Origin of the sequence: Bradyrhizobium glycinis, assembly GCF_016031655.1 — a bacterium.
In the GTDB taxonomy this organism is placed as follows: Bacteria; Pseudomonadota; Alphaproteobacteria; order Rhizobiales; family Xanthobacteraceae; genus Bradyrhizobium; species Bradyrhizobium glycinis.
Map to the genome: position 1 here is coordinate 13,389 of NZ_JACCHQ010000009.1, position 17,158 is coordinate 30,546.

At 64.5% G+C, this 17,158-nt stretch carries 16 protein-coding genes; 9 read left to right on the forward strand and 7 right to left on the reverse strand.

The window, feature by feature from the left end:
* Nucleotides 1–22 precede the first annotated feature (22 nt).
* Together HZZ16_RS15415 and HZZ16_RS15420 are read left to right on the forward strand one after the other, a co-directional pair.
* Complete coding sequence (locus HZZ16_RS15415) at nucleotides 23–709, forward strand: HAD family hydrolase (RefSeq protein WP_197949298.1); 687 nt, start codon at nucleotides 23–25, stop codon at nucleotides 707–709.
* A 90-nt stretch (nucleotides 710–799) separates the two neighbouring features.
* On the forward strand, nucleotides 800–1,645 hold the full coding sequence (locus HZZ16_RS15420; RefSeq protein WP_145667733.1) for a DeoR/GlpR family DNA-binding transcription regulator: 846 nt from the start codon (nucleotides 800–802) through the stop codon (nucleotides 1,643–1,645).
* A gap of 3 nt (nucleotides 1,646–1,648) precedes the next feature.
* On the opposite strand, the gene HZZ16_RS15425 is transcribed toward HZZ16_RS15420, so the two are convergent.
* Both HZZ16_RS15425 and HZZ16_RS15430 read right to left on the reverse strand, forming a co-directional pair.
* Entirely contained in the window at nucleotides 1,649–2,065 is a 417-nt protein-coding gene (locus HZZ16_RS15425) for a type II toxin-antitoxin system VapC family toxin (protein ID WP_197949299.1), read from the reverse strand.
* Nucleotides 2,065–2,316 carry a type II toxin-antitoxin system prevent-host-death family antitoxin gene (locus tag HZZ16_RS15430; RefSeq protein WP_197949300.1) on the reverse strand — a complete coding sequence of 84 codons (252 nt, stop codon included), beginning with the start codon at nucleotides 2,314–2,316 and terminating at the stop codon, nucleotides 2,065–2,067. Before HZZ16_RS15430 ends, HZZ16_RS15425 begins: the two co-directional genes overlap by 1 nt.
* Nucleotides 2,317–2,593: 277 nt before the next feature.
* Between HZZ16_RS15430 and glpD the strand changes: the two genes are divergently transcribed.
* The 7 genes from glpD (at nucleotide 2,594) to HZZ16_RS15465 (ending at nucleotide 10,371) form a co-directional block, all read left to right on the forward strand.
* Nucleotides 2,594–4,144, forward strand: a complete 1,551-nt coding sequence (gene glpD, locus HZZ16_RS15435) for a glycerol-3-phosphate dehydrogenase (RefSeq protein WP_197949301.1) — start codon at nucleotides 2,594–2,596, stop codon at nucleotides 4,142–4,144.
* Nucleotides 4,141–5,280: an ABC transporter ATP-binding protein gene (locus HZZ16_RS15440; protein WP_197949302.1), complete on the forward strand. Its 1,140-nt coding sequence runs from the start codon at nucleotides 4,141–4,143 to the stop codon at nucleotides 5,278–5,280. The genes glpD and HZZ16_RS15440 overlap by 4 nt, the downstream gene beginning before the upstream one ends.
* A gap of 12 nt (nucleotides 5,281–5,292) precedes the next feature.
* Nucleotides 5,293–6,378, forward strand: coding sequence for an ABC transporter ATP-binding protein (locus HZZ16_RS15445; protein WP_197949303.1), 1,086 nt, complete (start codon nucleotides 5,293–5,295; stop codon nucleotides 6,376–6,378).
* A complete protein-coding gene (locus tag HZZ16_RS15450) occupies nucleotides 6,378–7,352 on the forward strand; it encodes a carbohydrate ABC transporter permease (RefSeq protein ID WP_197949304.1) in 975 nt (324 codons plus the stop codon). The genes HZZ16_RS15445 and HZZ16_RS15450 overlap by 1 nt, the downstream gene beginning before the upstream one ends.
* A complete protein-coding gene (locus HZZ16_RS15455; protein WP_197949305.1) occupies nucleotides 7,352–8,158 on the forward strand; it encodes a carbohydrate ABC transporter permease in 807 nt (268 codons plus the stop codon). Before HZZ16_RS15450 ends, HZZ16_RS15455 begins: the two co-directional genes overlap by 1 nt.
* A gap of 10 nt (nucleotides 8,159–8,168) precedes the next feature.
* A complete protein-coding gene (locus HZZ16_RS15460; protein WP_197949306.1) occupies nucleotides 8,169–8,498 on the forward strand; it encodes a DUF2160 domain-containing protein in 330 nt (109 codons plus the stop codon).
* 130 nt (nucleotides 8,499–8,628) lie between these two features.
* On the forward strand, nucleotides 8,629–10,371 hold the full coding sequence (locus tag HZZ16_RS15465) for an ABC transporter substrate-binding protein (RefSeq protein WP_197949471.1): 1,743 nt from the start codon (nucleotides 8,629–8,631) through the stop codon (nucleotides 10,369–10,371).
* A 176-nt stretch (nucleotides 10,372–10,547) separates the two neighbouring features.
* On the opposite strand, the gene HZZ16_RS15470 is transcribed toward HZZ16_RS15465, so the two are convergent.
* The 5 genes from HZZ16_RS15470 to HZZ16_RS15490 form a co-directional block, all read right to left on the reverse strand.
* Nucleotides 10,548–11,648 carry an alkene reductase gene (locus tag HZZ16_RS15470; RefSeq protein WP_197949307.1) on the reverse strand — a complete coding sequence of 367 codons (1,101 nt, stop codon included), beginning with the start codon at nucleotides 11,646–11,648 and terminating at the stop codon, nucleotides 10,548–10,550.
* Nucleotides 11,649–11,827: 179 nt separating this feature from the next.
* Complete coding sequence (locus tag HZZ16_RS15475; RefSeq protein ID WP_197949308.1) at nucleotides 11,828–12,331, reverse strand: DUF1993 domain-containing protein; 504 nt, start codon at nucleotides 12,329–12,331, stop codon at nucleotides 11,828–11,830.
* Nucleotides 12,332–12,442: 111 nt separating this feature from the next.
* Nucleotides 12,443–13,744 (reverse strand): lytic murein transglycosylase, encoded by a 1,302-nt coding sequence (locus tag HZZ16_RS15480; protein WP_197949309.1) that lies wholly within the window; start codon nucleotides 13,742–13,744, stop codon nucleotides 12,443–12,445.
* 92 nt (nucleotides 13,745–13,836) lie between these two features.
* Nucleotides 13,837–15,777 (reverse strand): glycosyltransferase, encoded by a 1,941-nt coding sequence (locus tag HZZ16_RS15485; protein WP_197949310.1) that lies wholly within the window; start codon nucleotides 15,775–15,777, stop codon nucleotides 13,837–13,839.
* Nucleotides 15,774–17,114 carry an HlyD family secretion protein gene (locus HZZ16_RS15490; RefSeq protein WP_197949311.1) on the reverse strand — a complete coding sequence of 447 codons (1,341 nt, stop codon included), beginning with the start codon at nucleotides 17,112–17,114 and terminating at the stop codon, nucleotides 15,774–15,776. Before HZZ16_RS15490 ends, HZZ16_RS15485 begins: the two co-directional genes overlap by 4 nt.
* Nucleotides 17,115–17,158: the final 44 nt, after the last annotated feature.

Genomic DNA, 17,158 nt, shown 5'->3' on the forward strand with positions numbered 1-17,158 from the left:
GCGCATTTGGGAAAGTACGGAAATGATCGAGACCAGACACGATGGAACGGGCCGGGCGTTGTTGTTCGACATCGACGGCACGCTCGCCGACACCGACCCGTTGCACTTGAAGGCTTTCAACCAGGTGCTCGGCCCGCACGGACACGTCTTTGATCACGCACGTTTCTCCCTCGAGCTGCAGGGCTTCGCCAATGTCGCGATCGGCGAGCGCTTTCTGCCCCACGAGGCGCCGGAGCGGCGCGCCCTCATCCTCGAAGAGAAGGAGGAGGTCTTCCGCACGCTGGTGGCCGGGCAGATCGCGCCGCTGCCGGGCTTGATGGCGCTGCTCGACCGCGCCGATGACGCCGGCATTCCCATGGTCGCGGTGACCAACGCGCCGCGTCTCAACGCCGAGCTGCTGCTCTCCGGCCTCGGCATCACGCATCGTTTCAAGGCGCTCGTGATCGGCGCCGAGCTGCCGCACGGCAAGCCGCATCCGCTGCCCTATCAGGAAGGGCTGCGTTTCGTCGGCGCGAGGCCGCAAGCCTCGATCGCATTCGAGGACTCCCGCACCGGCGTGCAGTCCGCAACGGCCGCCGGCATTCCAACCGTCGGCATCCGCACCAGCCTCAGCCATGCTGACCTGGTTGGAGCGGGCGCGGTCACGTCTGCGAGCGCCTTCGATGACCCGACGCTGCTCGCGCGTCTCGCAAGTGCCTTGGCGTGGTAAGGCCTTCATCCGTTAACCGTGATCGGCGTCCGCATTGACCGGGGGCGCAAACCGCCGCACCATGCATCATTCTGATGTGAGGCCTTTGCCGTGACCGGACTGACCCATCGCCAAGCCGAAATCCTCAACATCGCGCGCGCCTCCGGCCGTGTCATGGTCGAGGAGCTCGCGCGCCGCTTCGAGGTGTCGGCGCAGACCATCCGCAAAGATCTCAACGATCTCTGTGAGCGGCGTTCGCTGACCCGCATCCATGGCGGTGCCATCATCGCCTCGGGTGTGGAGAACCTCGCCTATGAGGCGCGCCGCTTCGTCGCCGCCGACGAGAAGAAGGCCATTGGCGCTGCCGCCGCCTCGCTGATCCCGAACGGCTGCTCGCTGTTCATCAATATCGGCACCACGACGGAGGAGGTCGCGAGCGCGCTGACCTCGCATGAGGATCTGCTCGTCATCACCAATAACCTCAACGTCGCGATGCTGCTCTACCGCCATCCCCGCATCGAGGTGGTGGTCGCCGGCGGCACGGTGCGGCGTGCCGACGGCGCCGTCGTCGGCTCGACCGCGACGCAGCTGATCGGCCAGTTCAAGGTCGACTATGCTATCATCGGCGCCTCGGCGATCGACGAGGAGGGCGCGCTGCTCGACTTCGACTATCGCGAGGTGCAGGTGGCGCAGGCCATCATCGCCAATGCCCGCAGCGTCATGCTGGTCGCCGATTCCACAAAACTCCGCCGCAGCGCGCCGGTGCGCATCGCCCACATCACCCAGATCCAGACCTTCGTCACCGACCAGGAGCTCCCCGAGCGCCTCGCCACCATCTGCCACAGCAAGGGCATCGAGGTGGTCGAAGCGATGCCGAAGGGGGCGGATATCGATGATGCGCCGGCCGACGCCCAGGATGCCGCACCGGAAGCCGCGCCAGTGGTGCGGCTGAGATAGGGGCTAAGCCTCGTCCCAAGGGTTGAGCAGCGGAACGCCCGTCGGTTTGAAATCCTCTACATTGCGCGTAACAACCGTCAAACCATGAACCAGCGCGGTTGCAGCAATGAGCGCGTCGCGTTCAGCGCGTGGGTTGGGAACGTGAAGTTGCGCGCAACGTTGCGCGACAGCCGTATCGATGGCCAGGATCCGGCCCTCGAAGCGAGCCAGAATCTGGCTGTTGATCCAGCTGCGCAAGATGGCACCTTGCGCTGCGTCCTTGCGTTCGATCAGGCGTGCGCCAAGTTCGATCTCGAGAATTGAAATGACTGAGATGAAGAAGCTTGCTGCTGGAATTGCGCCTGCCCAGGCAACAACGCGGCGATCGGCCTTGTCCGGTCGCCTCAATTCGGAAATGACATTGGTGTCCAGCAAGAACATCAGTCGAGATCAGCAGCCCTGAAGATGCCTTCATCCACGCGGGGCGGATCGAAATCAAAATCCGCGTTCGTCTGCGCCAGAGCTTCCGCAAGGCTCATGTGTCCGCCGGTCAGGCGCAAGTAATCCTCGATGGTCAGCAGGACATGGGCTGGACGGCCGCGGTCCGTAATGAAAACGGGTCCTTGCGATGCCGCTTTCTTGGCGCCGCTGGTGTCTTGATTGAATTCTCGGCTGGTCAGGGTGGTCACCATCGTCTGAGCCTCCAAAGCCGTGGCCATGCTCCGTTTGAGGAATTTATGTAGAAATGTTGCTACATACAAGCTAGCTGACTGGCCCATGCGGGCTGTCGTTCAAACGTGCGGCTCCACGCAACTCCATCCATCCACCTGCCGATTTCGCCCCTCATTGCCCACTAAAAAAGTTCCTCTTTCGCTTCCTGCCGCCTCTCTTTCATCTTGCTTTCGTTTTTCGGTGTGATCTAATCAAAAGCGAAAGTAGCCGCTCGATGGAACGGGCGGTCGCCGGGGGATGCGTCTGTTGGAGCGTATTTTCGATCTCGCCATCATCGGAGGCGGTGTTAACGGCTGCGGGATCGCGCGCGACGCGGTGGGCCGCGGCAACACGGTTTTCCTGTGCGAAATGAACGATCTGGCGAGCGGGACATCGTCCTGGTCGACCAAGCTCGTGCATGGCGGCCTTCGCTATCTCGAATATTACGAATTTCGGCTGGTCCGCGAGGCGCTGATCGAGCGCGAGATCCTCTGGGGCATCGCGCCCCACATCATCCGCCCCCTGCGTTTCGTTTTGCCGCATCATTCCGGCCTGCGCCCGGCCTGGCTGCTGCGCCTCGGCCTCTTCCTCTATGATCACATCGGCGGCCGTCACCTGTTGCCGGCGACCCGCTCGGTCGATCTCAGGCGCGATGAGGTCGGCAAGCCGCTGATCCCGAAGCGCTACAGCCGCGCCTTCGAATATTCGGACTGCTTCGTGGACGACGCCCGCCTCGTCGTGCTCAACGCGCGCGATGCCGCCGACAAGGGCGCCGAAATCCGCACCCGCACCCGGGCCACCGAGATTCGCCAGTCGGACGGCCTCTGGACCGTCAGCATGGTCGATACGCTGACTGGCGCGCGCTCGCAGATCCAGGCCAAGGCGCTGATCAATGCCGGCGGGCCCTGGGTCGAGGACGTGCTCGGCCGCGGCGCCGGCGTGAATGCGAAAGCCAAGGTGCGCCTTGTCCAAGGCTCGCACATCGTCGTGAAGAAGCTCTACGACCACGACCGCGCCTACATGTTCCAGAATGCCGACGGCCGCATCATCTTCGTGATCCCGTACCAGGACGACTTCACGCTGATCGGCACCACCGACCGCGACTATGACGGCGATCCCGCCAAGGTGAAGGCGACGACCGAAGAGATCGAATATCTCTGTAAGGCGGCCAGCGAGTATCTGGCCAAGCCCATCACGCTCGACGACGTGGTCTGGACCTATTCCGGCGTGCGTCCGCTCTATGACGACGGCGCCAGCGAGGCCAAGGCCGCGACGCGCGACTACGTGTTCGAGCTCGACACGCCCGGCGGCGTGCCGCTGCTGTCGATCTATGGCGGCAAGATCACGACCTATCGCAGGCTCGCCGAGGAGGCGCTGGAGCGCCTTGCGCCCTATCTGCGCAGTGCGAAAGCGCGCGAGGGCTGGACCGGCAAATGGCCCCTGCCGGGCGGCGACATGAACGTATCCGACATCGATGGCCTGATCGCCGAGCTGCAGCGCGGCTATCCCTTCCTCAGCCATGAGCATGCGCGGCGCCTGGCGCGCGCCTATGGCACCCGCGCCGTCAAGCTGCTCGGCGATGCCAGATCGGCCGCGGATCTCGGCCAGGCCTTTGGCGCCACGCTGACCGAGCGCGAGGTCCGCTATCTCATGGCCAATGAATGGGCCGTCACCGCCGAGGACGTGGTCTGGCGCCGTTCCAAGCTCGGCCTGCGACTATCTGCCGACGAGATCTCGGCCCTCGACGACTGGATCAGGAGCCACGCCGTGTCGCAAAGTCCCCTGCTGGAAGCGGGAGGACGCTCATGACCGTGACACTCGATCACGTGACCCGGACGGTGGAAGGCGTGCCGCACATCCGTGACGTCTCACTGACGCTCGAAAGCGGTACGCTCAATGTGCTGCTCGGGCCGACGCTGTCCGGCAAGACCTCGATCATGCGGTTGCTCGCCGGGCTCGACAAGCCGACCACCGGCAAGGTGTTCGTCAACGGCAAGGACGTCACCGGCGCCGACGTGCGCCAGCGCTCGGTCGCGATGGTCTATCAGCAGTTCATCAACTACCCGTCGCTGACGGTCTACGAGAACATCGCCTCTCCCCTGCGCGTACAGGGCAAGCCGCGCGACGAGATCGAGGCGCGCGTGGCGGAGGCGGCAAAGCTGTTGCGGCTCGAGCCGTTCCTGAAGCGAACGCCGCTCCAGCTCTCCGGCGGCCAGCAGCAGCGCACCGCGATCGCACGCGCGTTGGTCAAGGGCGCCGACCTCGTGCTGCTCGACGAGCCGCTCGCCAATCTCGACTACAAGCTGCGCGAGGAGCTGCGGGCGGAGCTGCCGCGCATCTTCGAGGCCTCGGGCGCTATCTTCGTCTATGCCACCACCGAACCGACCGAGGCGCTGCTGCTCGGCGGCAACACGGTGTGCATGTGGGAGGGGCAGGCGCTGCAGATGGGCGAGACCACCAACGTCTATCGCCGGCCGCAGACGCTTCGCGTCGCCCAGGTGTTCTCTGATCCGCCGCTCAACCTCGTCGGCATCGAGAAGAAGAACGGCTTCGTGCAATATGCCGGCGGCACGTCCTCGCCGGCCTCGGGTCTCTACGCCTCGCTCGCCGACGGCACCTATCGCGTGGGCTTCCGCGCCCATCAGCTCGGGCTTGCCAATGGCGAGACCGATCGCCACGCCTTCCACGCCACTGTCACGGTGACCGAGATCACCGGTTCGGAGAGCTTCGTGCATTTGACCCGCGACGGATCGAACTGGGTGGCGGTGCTGCACGGCGTGCACGAGTTCGAGCCTGGCCAGATGCTCGACGCCGTGCTCGATCCCAATGATGTTTTCGTATTTGACGCGGCGGACCGTCTGGTCGCCGCGCCAGGCATAGCGTTTTCAAGCGAAGTGCGTAGCGGTTCGCGTGAAGAAAACGCGTCAAACAGAAAAAGCTCTTGAGGGAGATGCGCCATGGCCCGCATTGACCTCGTCGATCTCGCCCATTCCTACGGCGGCAACGATGCGCCGCAGGAGAGCTTTGCGCTCAAGCCGGTGACCATGACCTGGCGCCAGGGCGGGGCCTATGCGCTGCTTGGCCCGTCGGGCTGCGGCAAGACTACGCTTCTGAACGTCATCTCCGGCATCATCACGCCGTCGCGGGGGAAAATCCTGTTCGACGGCAAGGACATCACACCGCTGTCAACCCAGAAGCGCAACATCGCGCAGGTGTTCCAGTTTCCGGTGATCTACGACACCATGACAGTTGGGGAGAATTTGGCGTTTCCGCTGAAGAACCGCGGCGTGCCGAAGGCCGACATCGACAGGCGCGTCGCCGAGATCGGCCGCCTGCTCGATCTCGAACCCTATTTGAACCGCAAGGCCACGCGGCTCACCGCCGACGCCAAGCAGAAGATCTCGCTCGGCCGCGGTCTCGTGCGCAACGACGTTGCCGCCGTGCTGTTCGACGAGCCGCTGACGGTGATCGATCCCGAGCTGAAATGGCAGCTCCGCTCCAAGCTGAAGGCGCTGCATCGCGAGCTTGACCTCACGATGATCTATGTCACCCACGACCAGACCGAGGCGCTGACCTTCGCCGACACCGTCGTCGTCATGCATGACGGGCGTGTGGTGCAGAGCGGCACGCCGGCCGAGCTGTTCGACAAGCCGGCGCATACGTTTGTCGGCTATTTCATCGGTTCGCCCGGCATGAACATCCTGCCGGCCGAGGTGAGGGGGCGCGAGGCCAGGATCGACGGCCACGTCATCGCGCTGAACCGCGCTTACGACAACCTGCCTGCCGGGGCGAAGATCGAGATCGGTGTCCGTCCCGAATTCGTCGAGGTGGTTGCGCCCGCACCTAGCCTGCTCACCGCCAGGATCGAACGCATCGACGATCTCGGCCGCATCCGCTTCGCGCGCGTGCGCGTCGGCGACGCCAAGCTCGCCGCGCGCGCCCCTGGCGGCTTCACCAGCGCGGACGGCAGCGCCGGGCTGAAATTCGATCCGTCGCACGTCCACGTCTATGCCGACAGCCTTCTGGTGGAGGGAGCCGCCTGATGGACAAGACCGTCAACCAAAAAGCCTGGTTCCTGGTACTGCCGGTGTTCCTGGTCGTCGCCTTCTCGGCGGTGCTGCCGCTGATGACGGTGGTGAACTATTCGATGCAGGACACCTTCGGCAACAACCAGTTCTTCTGGAACGGCGTCGGCTGGTTCAAGGAGCTGCTCGATCCCTCCACCGACCTCGGCGGCCGCTTCCTCGCCTCGCTCGGCCGCAACCTGTTCTTCTCGCTCGTCATCCTCGCCATCGAGGTGCCGCTCGGCATCGTCGTCGCGTTGTCGATGCCGCGCGAGGGCTGGACGGTCGCAGCTTGCCTCGTGATTCTCGCGCTGCCGCTGCTGATCCCCTGGAACGTGGTCGGCACCATCTGGCAGATCTTCGGGCGTCCCGACATCGGCCTGCTCGGCTACGTCCTCAACGCCATGGGCTTCGACTACAATTACGTCTCCAACGACGTCGATGCCTGGGTCACCGTCATCGTGATGGACGTCTGGCACTGGACCAGCCTGGTCGCGCTGCTGTGCTACGCCGGCCTGAAGTCGATTCCCGAAGCCTATTACCAGGCCGCGCAGATCGACGGCGCCTCGCGCTGGGCCGTGTTCAAGGCGATCCAGCTGCCGAAGATGAACCGCGTGCTGTTGATCGCCGTGCTGCTGCGCTTCATGGACAGCTTCATGATCTACACCGAGCCGTTCGTCGTCACCGGCGGCGGACCCGGCAATTCCACAACTTTCGTGTCGGTCGAGCTGGTCAAGATCGCGCTCGGCCAGTTCGATCTCGGCAAGGCCGCCGCGCTGTCGCTGGTCTACAACCTCATCATCCTGATCGTGTGCTGGATCTTCTACACCGTCATGACCAATGCCGGCGTGGAACGCAAAGTCCAGGCGGAAAGCGAGCCGGCGGTGGAGCCAAAACCTTCGGCCGCGCTCAAGCCCGTGCCCGCACTCAAGCCCAGGGAAGGAGTGGCCTGATGCATTCGGTCCCCGGCCGCCGCCTCATCATGGGGCTGTTCCTGATCTTCCTGCTGCTGCCGATCTATTGGCTCGTCAACATGAGCTTCAAGACCAACAGCGAGATCGTCTCGACGATGACGCTGTGGCCGCACACCCCGACGCTGCAGCACTACAAGCGCATCTTCACCGACGAGAGCTGGTATTCGGGCTACATCAATTCGCTGGAATACGTCGTCCTCAACACCATCATCTCGATCGCCGTGGCGCTGCCGGCGGCTTACGCCTTCTCGCGCTACCGCTTCCTCGGCGACAAGCATTTGTTCTTCTGGTTGTTGTCGAACCGCATGGCGCCGGCGGCGGTCTATGCGCTGCCGTTCTTTAACCTCTATTCGGCGATTGGCCTGTTCGACACGCCCTGGGCCGTTGCGCTCGCGCACTGCATCTTCAACGTGCCGCTCGCGGTGTGGATCCTCGAAGGCTTCGTCTCCGGCGTGCCGCGCGAGATCGACGAGACCGCCTTCCTCGACGGCTATTCCTTCCCGCGCTTCTTCATCAAGATCCTGGTGCCGCTGATCGCGAGCGGCATCGGCGTCGCCGCCTTCTTCTGCTTCATGTTCTCCTGGGTCGAGCTGTTGCTGGCGCGCACGCTGACCTCGGTGCACGCAAAGCCCATTGCCGCGATCATGACGCGCACGGTCTCGGCCGCCGGCATGGATTGGGGCCTGCTCGCCGCTGCCGGCGTGCTCACCATCATTCCGGGCGCGCTGGTGATCTGGTTCGTCCGCAACTACATCGCGCGCGGTTTCGCGCTCGGCCGGGTCTAGGGAGGCATCAATGGAATCCATCGCATGGATGGCCTGGACGCTGCCGACCGCGATCTTCTTCGTCGCGCTCGCCTCTACGCTTCTCGTGATGACCTGGCTCGCCGCGGTCTATCCCGAGGCCGAGCGCGTCGGCGTGCTGCGCATCCCGACCACGCGCGGCGACCGCCTGTTCATCTCGCTGATCGCGGCCGCCGTCATTCACCTCGCGTGGATTGGCCTGGTCGGCACCGACGTGATCGCCACGCTGCCGGTCGGCGAGGAGGGGTTTGAAATCTCGAGCCTGTGGCTCGCATCAGGAATTTCGCTGGTCACGGCCGCGCTCATTTTCCGCACGGTCTGAAGCTTGCGAAGGGACGGCCAGATCCGGGACCAACCCGGGCCTGTATAAAAGTTTGTCGCTGCAACGGAGGAACAACATGCGACAGTTTAGGAGAAGGAAAGGTCCATTGACGAAGAATAGTTTTCTGACCATGTCCAGCGCCGCTGCAATCATCGCAGTGTCGCTCGCCGTCTCGGCGCCGGTTCGCGCCGCCGACGAGGCCGTGATCCAGAAGTGGATCGCGGAATTCACGCCTTCGACGCTGTCGAAGGAGGACCAGAAGAAGGAGCTGGAGTGGTTCGCCAAGGCCGCCGAGCCGTTCAAGGGCATGGAGATCAACGTCGTCTCCGAGACGATCACGACTCACGAATACGAGGCGCAGACGCTCGCCAAGGCATTCTCCGAGCTCACCGGCATCAAGCTCAAGCACGATCTCATCCAGGAAGGTGACGTCGTCGAGAAGCTCCAGACCCAGATGCAGTCGGGCAAGAACGTCTATGACGGCTGGATCAACGACTCCGACCTGATCGGCACGCATTTCCGCTACGGCCAGACCATTGCGCTGTCGGACTACATGACCGGCGAGGGCAAGGACGTCACCAATCCCATGCTCGACGTCAACGACTTCATCGGCAAGTCGTTCGGCACCGGGCCGGACGGCAAGCTCTACCAGCTGCCCGACCAGCAGTTCGCGAACCTCTACTGGTTCCGCTACGACTGGTTCACCAATCCGGACTACAAGGCCAAGTTCAAGGCCAAGTATGGCTACGAGCTCGGCGTGCCCGTGAACTGGTCGGCTTATGAAGACATCGCCGAGTTCTTCACCAACGACATCAAGGAGATCAACGGCGTCAAGGTCTACGGCCATATGGATTATGGCAAGAAGGACCCCTCGCTCGGATGGCGCTTCACCGACGCCTGGCTGTCGATGGCCGGCAACGGTGACAAGGGCATTCCGAACGGTCTGCCGGTCGACGAATGGGGCATCCGCATGGAGGGCTGCCGCCCGGTCGGCTCGTCGGTGGAGCGTGGCGGCGACACCAATGGTCCGGCCGCAGTCTACTCGATCACGAAGTATCTCGACTGGATGAAGAAGTATGCGCCGCCCCAGGCGCAGGGCATGACCTTCTCCGAGTCCGGCCCCGTGCCGTCGCAGGGTAACATCGCCCAGCAGATGTTCTGGTACACCGCCTTCACTGCCGACATGGTGAAGCCGGGTCTGCCGGTGGTGAATGCGGACGGTACGCCGAAGTGGCGTATGGCTCCGTCGCCGCACGGCTCCTACTGGAAGGAAGGCATGAAGCTCGGCTACCAGGACGCCGGCTCCGCCACGCTGCTGAAGTCGACCCCGCCGGATCGCCGCAAGGCAGCATGGCTCTATCTCCAGTTCATCGTCTCCAAGACGGTGAGCTTGAAGAAGAGCCATGTCGGTCTCACCTTCATCCGTGAGTCCGACATCTGGGACAAGTCGTTCACCGAGCGTGCGCCGAAGCTCGGCGGCCTGATCGAGTTCTACCGCTCGCCCGCGCGCGTGCAGTGGACCCCGACCGGCAACAACGTGCCCGACTATCCGAAGCTCGCGCAGCTGTGGTGGCAGAATATCGGCGATGCGTCGTCCGGTGCGAAGACGCCGCAGCAGGCGATGGATGCTCTCGCGGCGGCCCAGGACTCCGTGTTGGAGCGTCTGGAGAAGTCCGGCGTGCAGGGCGCCTGCGGTCCGAAGCTGCACAAGAAGGAAACCGCCGAGTACTGGTTCGCCAAGGCCCAGAAGGACGGCACCATCGCGCCGCAGCGCAAGCTCGCCAACGAGAAGCCGAAGGGCGAGACGGTGGACTACGACACGCTGATCAAGTCGTGGCCCGCCACTCCGCCCAAGCGCGCGGAAGTGAAGTAAGCGGCGCTTAGAGCGACATCAAACACAAAGGCCGGGAGCGATCCCGGCCTTTTTGCGCAGCTGTCACCACTTCGTCATTGCGAGCGAAGCGAAGCTATCCAGAGTCTTTCCCTGGAGGCAGACTGGATTGCTTCGTCGCAAGAGCTCCTCGCAATGACGGCGGAGAGAGCGGGACTTTACTCCGCCGGCTCGGCCGCGAGCGTCGGGTAATCCGTGTAACCCTTGGCGCCGCCGCCGTAGAAGGTGTTCTTGTCCCAGTCGTTCAGCGCCGCTCCCTGCTTCAGCCGCTCGACGAGGTCGGGGTTGGAGATGAACGGCTTGCCGAAGGCGATGAGGTCGGCGGCGTTCGCGTCCAGCACCTTGCTGGCGAGGTCGAAATCGTAGCCGTTGTTGGCGACGTAGGCGCCCGAGAAGCGCTTGCGCAACGAGGCATAGTCGAACGGCGCGATGTCGCGCGGCCCGCCGGTGGCACCTTCGATCACGTGAAGATAGACCAGCTTCAGCGCGCTGAGGCCGTCGACGATGTGATCGTACAGGGCCTGCGGATTGGAATCCGAGATGTCGTTGGCCGGCGTCACCGGCGAGATGCGGATGCCGGTGCGCTCGGCACCGGCCTCGGCGACGACGGCCTTGGAGACCTCCAGCATCAGCTTCGCGCGGTTCTCGATCGAGCCGCCATAGGCATCGGTGCGCTTGTTGGCGCCGTCCTTGGCGAACTGCTCGAGCAGATAGCCGTTGGCGCCGTGGATCTCGACGCCGTCGAAGCCGGCTTCCAGCGCGTTCTTCGTGGCGCGCTTGAAGTCGTCGATGATTGCAGGGATTTCGGAGAGCTCCAGCGCGCGTGGCTCGGAGACGTCGGCGAAGCCGCCGTTGACGAAGGTCTTGCCCTTGGCGCGGATCGCGCTCGGTGCCACCGGGGCTGCGCCGTTCGCCTGCAGATCGACATGCGAGATGCGGCCGACATGCCAGAGCTGGATGAAGATCTTGCCGCCGCGTTCATGCACCTTGTCGGTGACCTTGCGCCAGCCGGCGACCTGATCCTTGCTATAGATGCCGGGCGTGTCCTGGTAGCCCTGACCTTGTTGCGAGACCTGGCTCGCCTCGGTGATCAGGAGGCCTGCGGACGCGCGCTGGGCGTAATAATCAGCGGCGAGCGGACCGGGCACGAAGGTACCGGGTACGGCGCGGTTGCGCGTCAGCGGCGCCATGACGAGACGGTTGGCCAGCGTGATCGGGCCGAGCCTGTAGGTCTCAAACAATTTGGTCGAACGGCTCATGGGAATGCTTCCAGGCGGTGAGAGGTCTCGAACAATTGTGCATCGCGACATCGGGCGCAAGGGATGAGCCATACGGAAAGTGCAAGCGAGCTACGCGGCAAGGCGCGCGTAGCATAATTCATGTGCAATTTCGGCTGCGACAGCGAAATCCCACTGTCGCGGCCGTGCGATTTCACAAATCAGTTCGCGCCGAGGAAATCGCGCTTGCCGATCTCGACGCCGTTGTGACGCAAGATGCCGTGGGCTGTCGCCGCGTGGAAATAGAGGTTCGGCAGCGAGAACGAGCTCAGGAATTGCTGTCCCGTCATGGTGATGGTCTTGCCGGGGCCGACCGGAAAGGTGACGTCCCTGACGTCGGCGCCCTCAAACTGCTCGGGCTTGAAGGATTTCACATAGTCGATCGTCTTCGCCAGCCGCTGCTTCAACTCCGCAAAGCTCGTTTCGGTGTCGGGCGTCGAGGGGACCTCGCTTTGCGTCAGCCGCGCACAGCCTCTGGTCGGATAGTCGCTGACCAGCTGGATTTGCCGCGACAGCGGCAGCATGTCCGGGAACAGGCGCGAGCCGAGCAGGACGCTGGGATCGATCTTCCTGGCCGCGCAATGTGCCTCAGCTTTGGTGAGCAGCCCGGTCACGCTGTTCAGCATCTGCAAATAGGCGGGGACGACGGCGTCGTAGAATGACATGTGATGCTCGCTCAAATTGGTGGGAAATCTCAGGAGAATACCTGAGTCACTCACATGGGAGCCTCATGGAAAAATGCAATCGCGGAAAGCGGCTTGTGCGATGCGAAAATTCTACCGCACCGCCGCCTGGGGCTGTGCCTGTGCGGTGCCGCCGCGCATGCGCGCAAGCAGCTCGGCGGTCGGCCAGGAATCCGCCGGCAGGCCGTACTTGATCTGCGTCGCCTTCACCGCGGCGCGGCTCTGCTGTCCCAGCACACCGTCGACCTTGCCGACGTTGAAGCCGGCACGCACCAGCAGCTGCTGCAATTCCTTGAGCTCGTTGAAGGGCAATTGCGCGACCGGCGCCGTCGGCTTGCGCATCGGCGCGGCTCCGGCGATGCGCGAGGCGAGATAGCCCGCGGTGGTCGAATAGATCAGCGAGTTGTTCCACTCGGTGTAGGCCGCGAAATTCGGATAGGCCATGAAGGCCGGCCCGAAGCGTCCCATCGGCAGCAGCACGGACGCTGCGAGATTGTCGTTCGGCAAGGGCCGGCCGTCGGGATAGGTGACGCCGAGTTGCGCCCAGGTCGAGCGCGGCTCGCGCACGGTGAGATCGGTCTTCTCCCACGGCAGGTTCGGTGGCACCTTGATCTCCTCCAGCCACGGCTCGCCGCGCCGCCATTTCAGTCCATTTGCGATGTAGTTCGCCGTCGAGCCGATCACGTCGGCCGGCGAGCGCAACAGGTCGCGCCGTCCGTCGCCGTCGTAGTCGACGGCGTAGTTGACGTAGTGCACGGGCAAGAATTGGGTCTGGCCGAGCTCGCCGGCCCAGGAGCCGATCATCTCGTCGGGATGCAGATCGCCGCGGTCGATGATCTTCAGCGCCGCGATGCTCTCGTTCACGAACATCTCTGAACGGCGGCAATCATAGGCCAGCGACACCAGCGATTTCAGCGTCGGCAGGTTGCCCATGTTGGCGCCGAAATCGCTCTCGAGGCCCCAGAACGCGGCGATCACGGCGGGCGGCACGCCGTATTCCTTTTCCGCGCGTGCAAATGCCGCGGCGTATTGCTTGATGTGCTGCTGCCCTTTCTGCATGCGATAGGGCGCGGCCATGCGGCCGGCGAATTCGGTGAAGAGCTGACCGAATACGCGCTGGCCGCGGTCGCGGTTGACGATGCCCTGGTCGTAGACGAGATAGGGCGAGGCCTCCGCGATCGTGCGCTGCGACACGCCGGCGGCCATGGCCTGTTGCTTCACGTCGGCGAGGAAGCGATCGAAGCTCGCACCATTGTGGCACGAGGCGGCGCGCGGCGAGGGGGCGGCGGCTTTCGGCGTGGCAGGCTTGGCGGGCAGCGGCGCAAACTGGGCGGAGGCGGCGGCGGAGCATGCGAGGAGCGCGACGGCCGCGATCGCAAATCGGGTCTGGAGCATAGGGGTTCCGGCGGAGGAGGACAGGCGTGGATTCGCCCGAAGTCTAAATCATGATCCGGAAAAGCGGGAAGCGTTTTCCGAAAAGTCCAGGCCTATCCAAACAGCCGCATCAGCAGCGCCTTGCCGACCGGGAGCGCCTTGACGCCCTGGTAGGCACGCACATACTCGCCGGCATAGAACGCTCTGATCGCGTGTACGCGCGTGTCCATGCCCTCTTCGAAGCGCACCGCGAATCCGTCTGTCGTCCGCCGCACCACGATCGCGGCGATCGAGCGGCCATAGATCCGGCACTCGATCGTGCTGCCGGGAGCCGGCGGATCGGAGTCAATCAGCCGCGCGCCGGTGATCGAGATGTCGGCGAGCCGCGCCAGATGCGATCTGCCATCCTGGCGCAGCAGCACCGGTTCGTTGCGGTTGAAGCGCTCCGCCTTGCGCTTGCGCGGCTGCTCGATGCAGACGAAGCAAACCACGGCGAGGATGAACGCGTTGTAGAGACTCCAGGCCAGCGCCAGTCCGCCATAGGCGATGCTCTCGCCGCGCAGATTCAGGATGAAGGCATAGGCGATCGCCGCGAGCGTGATGAGAAGCGCGCTGCCATAGAGCCGCAGCAGCGGCCATTCGACGAAGCGTCTGTCACGGTCGCCGCCTTTTGCGGTGACCTTGAACTTGTGCCCTTTCGGCTTCAAGAGACCGGTTGCCACCGCCTTGAGCACCGCCGGCGCGGCGATGAGTTGCGACACGTCCGTCATCATCGCGAGCGAGCGGCCGCGCGACAGCCACGCCATCGTGAGACCGTGCCAGACATAGAACGGCAGAAAATAGCGCAGCAGCTCGGTCAGGTCGGCGCGGACGGCCTTGATGCCGAACAGCAGGAACAGCCAGGGCACCACGAGGCCGGCCGCCTTCGATGTGTAAACCGCGGCCCAGCTCATGAAGGCCTCGGCCAGCGAGAGCCGATCAATGAAAGAAAGCTTCGATGTCCGCGACAACGGCCCGCTGCGGCCTCGCACGATCTGCATCAGGCCGAGGCACCAGCGGGCGCGCTGGGTGATGTATTCCTTCAGCCCTTCCGGCGCGAGCCCGATCGTCAATCGCTCGTTGAGATAGATCGTTTTGAGGCCGCATTCCTTCAGGCGCAGCGTGACGAGATAGTCTTCCGTCACCGAGTCGGTCGGAAAGCCGCCGATCCGCGCCAGGCCGGCATAGCGAACGAGTGACGAGGTGCCGCAGCAGAAGGCGACACCCCAGGCATCCTTCGCCGGCATCAGGATGTCGAAGAAGAAGCGTTGCTCGTCCGGCCACACGTCGGTCGCGGCGAGGTTGGTCTGGATCGGGTCGGGATTGATGAAGTGCTGCGGCGTCTGCACCACGCCGACCGAGGCATCGTCCATGAGCGAGATGGTCCGGGCGAGGAAGTCGGGCCGCGGCACGAAATCCGCATCGAGAACGGCGATGAATTGCGGCGGATCCGGCAGCGCGCCAACGTGCCGGAGCGCATGATTGATGTTGCCGGCCTTGGCGTGGCGATTGTCGGGCCGCGTCAGATAGTGGCAGCCGAGTTCGCCGGCGAGCCGCCGAAGCCAGGGCCGTCTTCCGTCGTCGAGCACCCAGACGCGATAGTTGCCGTACGCCATGCCGGTTGCGCCGATGATGGTACGCTCGAGGATCGATCGCTCCTCGTTGTAGGTGCAGATGAAGACGTCGATCAGCGGTGCGCGCGGATCTCCGGTGCGGCCATCGACCTTGGCCGCCTTGGAACGGTCGAGCGTGCGGCTCAGGAACAGCAGAGACAGCGAAACCGCAACCAGCGAGGCCGCCTCCAGCAGCATGAAGGGATAGCCGATCACGGCATCCGCTGTCAGGTGCGCCGGCGGGAGCGTTGCAGTGACTCGCCAGTGGAGATAGCGCAGCAGCAGAAAGAACGATGTGACGGCCAGAAACGAGCGGCCCGTCGTGCTCTCGCGCCGCAGCAGCGGCACGATCGCCAAGAAGGCGCCGAGCGCGATCAGGCCAGGCGTCAGCGCCGCCGTCACGGCGCGGTCTCTTGCCTTGCAAACACGACGCGGCCGGTGCGGCCGACCGTGCAGCCGTGGGCGGCGGCATCGGCAAGCGCGACGGTCACGCGATACGGTTCCTTGCTCAGCGCGTCGGGATTGATGGCGAGATTGGCGGGCGCGCCCGCGGCGCCGGTCAGGTTGACCACGGTGCCTGAGATCGCCGCGCCGCCGTCATTCGGCTCGAAGGTGGCGTGGTCTCCGAGCTGCAGGCGGTTGTAGACGTTCTCGGTGACATTGGCGGTGATGACGGCGCTGCTGCAATCCAGCACCTTGAGCAGTGGCTGGCCCGCCTGCACGTCCTCGCCCGGCGAGGTCATCATCTCCCAGACGCGGCCTGCGACGGGTGTCGTGATGTTGGCCTCGGAAAGATCGGCGAAGCGGACCTCCTCGACGATGATCTCGTTGGCGAGCCAGGCGATCTCGGTGTCGGTGCGTGCGAGATCGGCCTCGAGGTCGGCGGCGCGCTGGCGCATCTCCTCTTCGCGCTGAACCGAACTCGGTCGGTCGTTGTAGCTGTCGCCGAGGAAGGAGCCGTTCCGGGCCGCGGCAAGCTCGACCTTGGCGGCGTCCAGCCGCTTGCGCGCGCCGAGCTCGGTCTGCTGTGACACCGAAAGCTCGCGCGTCAGACGGGCCAGCTCCACGGTCGAGACATTGCCGGACTTCGCCAGCGACGAAGCGCGCTCGACGGCGGCGCTGGCCTCGTCCCGCCGCGCCGCCGCCGCTTCGATCGAAGTCTGGATCTCGGCGATGCGGGCTTCGAGCTGCAGCACCCGTCCGTCGCGGAATTGGGCGGCCTGCCGCGCCAGGTCCTTTTGCGCCGCCTGGGCCGAGGCAAGCTTGGCCGCGAGGCTCGGTCGCTCGTTCTCCAGGCGCGACTTCTGCCGCCGGAGATCGTCGAGCCGGGTGCGGTCGCTGCGCGAATTGACGACGCGCAGGACCACGGTTCCCGCCTCCAGCCTGGCCTGATCGGTGATGCGTTGGGCGGCGGCGACGCGGCCCCCGATCGGCGTGCGCAGGGTGACCAGCCTGGAATTCAGCACGGCCTCGACGCTCGAGTATTCCCAGATCGCGCGCAGCGGCAGCCAGCCGAATATCGCGATGATCGCAAGTCCGATTGCGATCTTGGCGCCGCGGCGCAGATGGGGCCAGCGATACCGGGATTCCGCTTGTACCTCGGGCGCGTCGCCGGGCTCGTCATTGGCGAACAGCTGCTCGTGCAGCGTCTCCTGCAATCCCTTCGCGTCGGTCTTCGTGTCCTGAGCGGAGAGGGCGGATGGTTGGTCGGCGGAAACGGCGCGCGAGCGGTCTGCCATGACGGTCACCTTGCTGACGGGAGGTCAACGGAACCGGTCAATGC

Bases quoted from the DNA above. Each gene is read 5' to 3' on its own strand.
- HZZ16_RS15430 (WP_197949300.1), bottom strand. From the start codon at position 2,316: ATGGTGACCACCCTGACCAGCCGAGAATTCAATCAAGACACCAGCGGC.
- HZZ16_RS15425 (WP_197949299.1), bottom strand. From the start codon at position 2,065: ATGTTCTTGCTGGACACCAATGTCATTTCCGAATTGAGGCGACCGGAC.
- HZZ16_RS15445 (WP_197949303.1), top strand. From the start codon at position 5,293: ATGGCCCGCATTGACCTCGTCGATCTCGCCCATTCCTACGGCGGCAAC.
- HZZ16_RS15470 (WP_197949307.1), bottom strand. From the start codon at position 11,648: ATGAGCCGTTCGACCAAATTGTTTGAGACCTACAGGCTCGGCCCGATC.
- HZZ16_RS15475 (WP_197949308.1), bottom strand. From the start codon at position 12,331: ATGTCATTCTACGACGCCGTCGTCCCCGCCTATTTGCAGATGCTGAAC.
- HZZ16_RS15450 (WP_197949304.1), top strand. From the start codon at position 6,378: ATGGACAAGACCGTCAACCAAAAAGCCTGGTTCCTGGTACTGCCGGTG.
- glpD (WP_197949301.1), top strand. From the start codon at position 2,594: ATGCGTCTGTTGGAGCGTATTTTCGATCTCGCCATCATCGGAGGCGGT.
- HZZ16_RS15415 (WP_197949298.1), top strand. From the start codon at position 23: ATGATCGAGACCAGACACGATGGAACGGGCCGGGCGTTGTTGTTCGAC.
- HZZ16_RS15440 (WP_197949302.1), top strand. From the start codon at position 4,141: ATGACCGTGACACTCGATCACGTGACCCGGACGGTGGAAGGCGTGCCG.
- HZZ16_RS15460 (WP_197949306.1), top strand. From the start codon at position 8,169: ATGGAATCCATCGCATGGATGGCCTGGACGCTGCCGACCGCGATCTTC.
- HZZ16_RS15455 (WP_197949305.1), top strand. From the start codon at position 7,352: ATGCATTCGGTCCCCGGCCGCCGCCTCATCATGGGGCTGTTCCTGATC.
- HZZ16_RS15480 (WP_197949309.1), bottom strand. From the start codon at position 13,744: ATGCTCCAGACCCGATTTGCGATCGCGGCCGTCGCGCTCCTCGCATGC.
- HZZ16_RS15465 (WP_197949471.1), top strand. From the start codon at position 8,629: ATGTCCAGCGCCGCTGCAATCATCGCAGTGTCGCTCGCCGTCTCGGCG.
- HZZ16_RS15490 (WP_197949311.1), bottom strand. From the start codon at position 17,114: ATGGCAGACCGCTCGCGCGCCGTTTCCGCCGACCAACCATCCGCCCTC.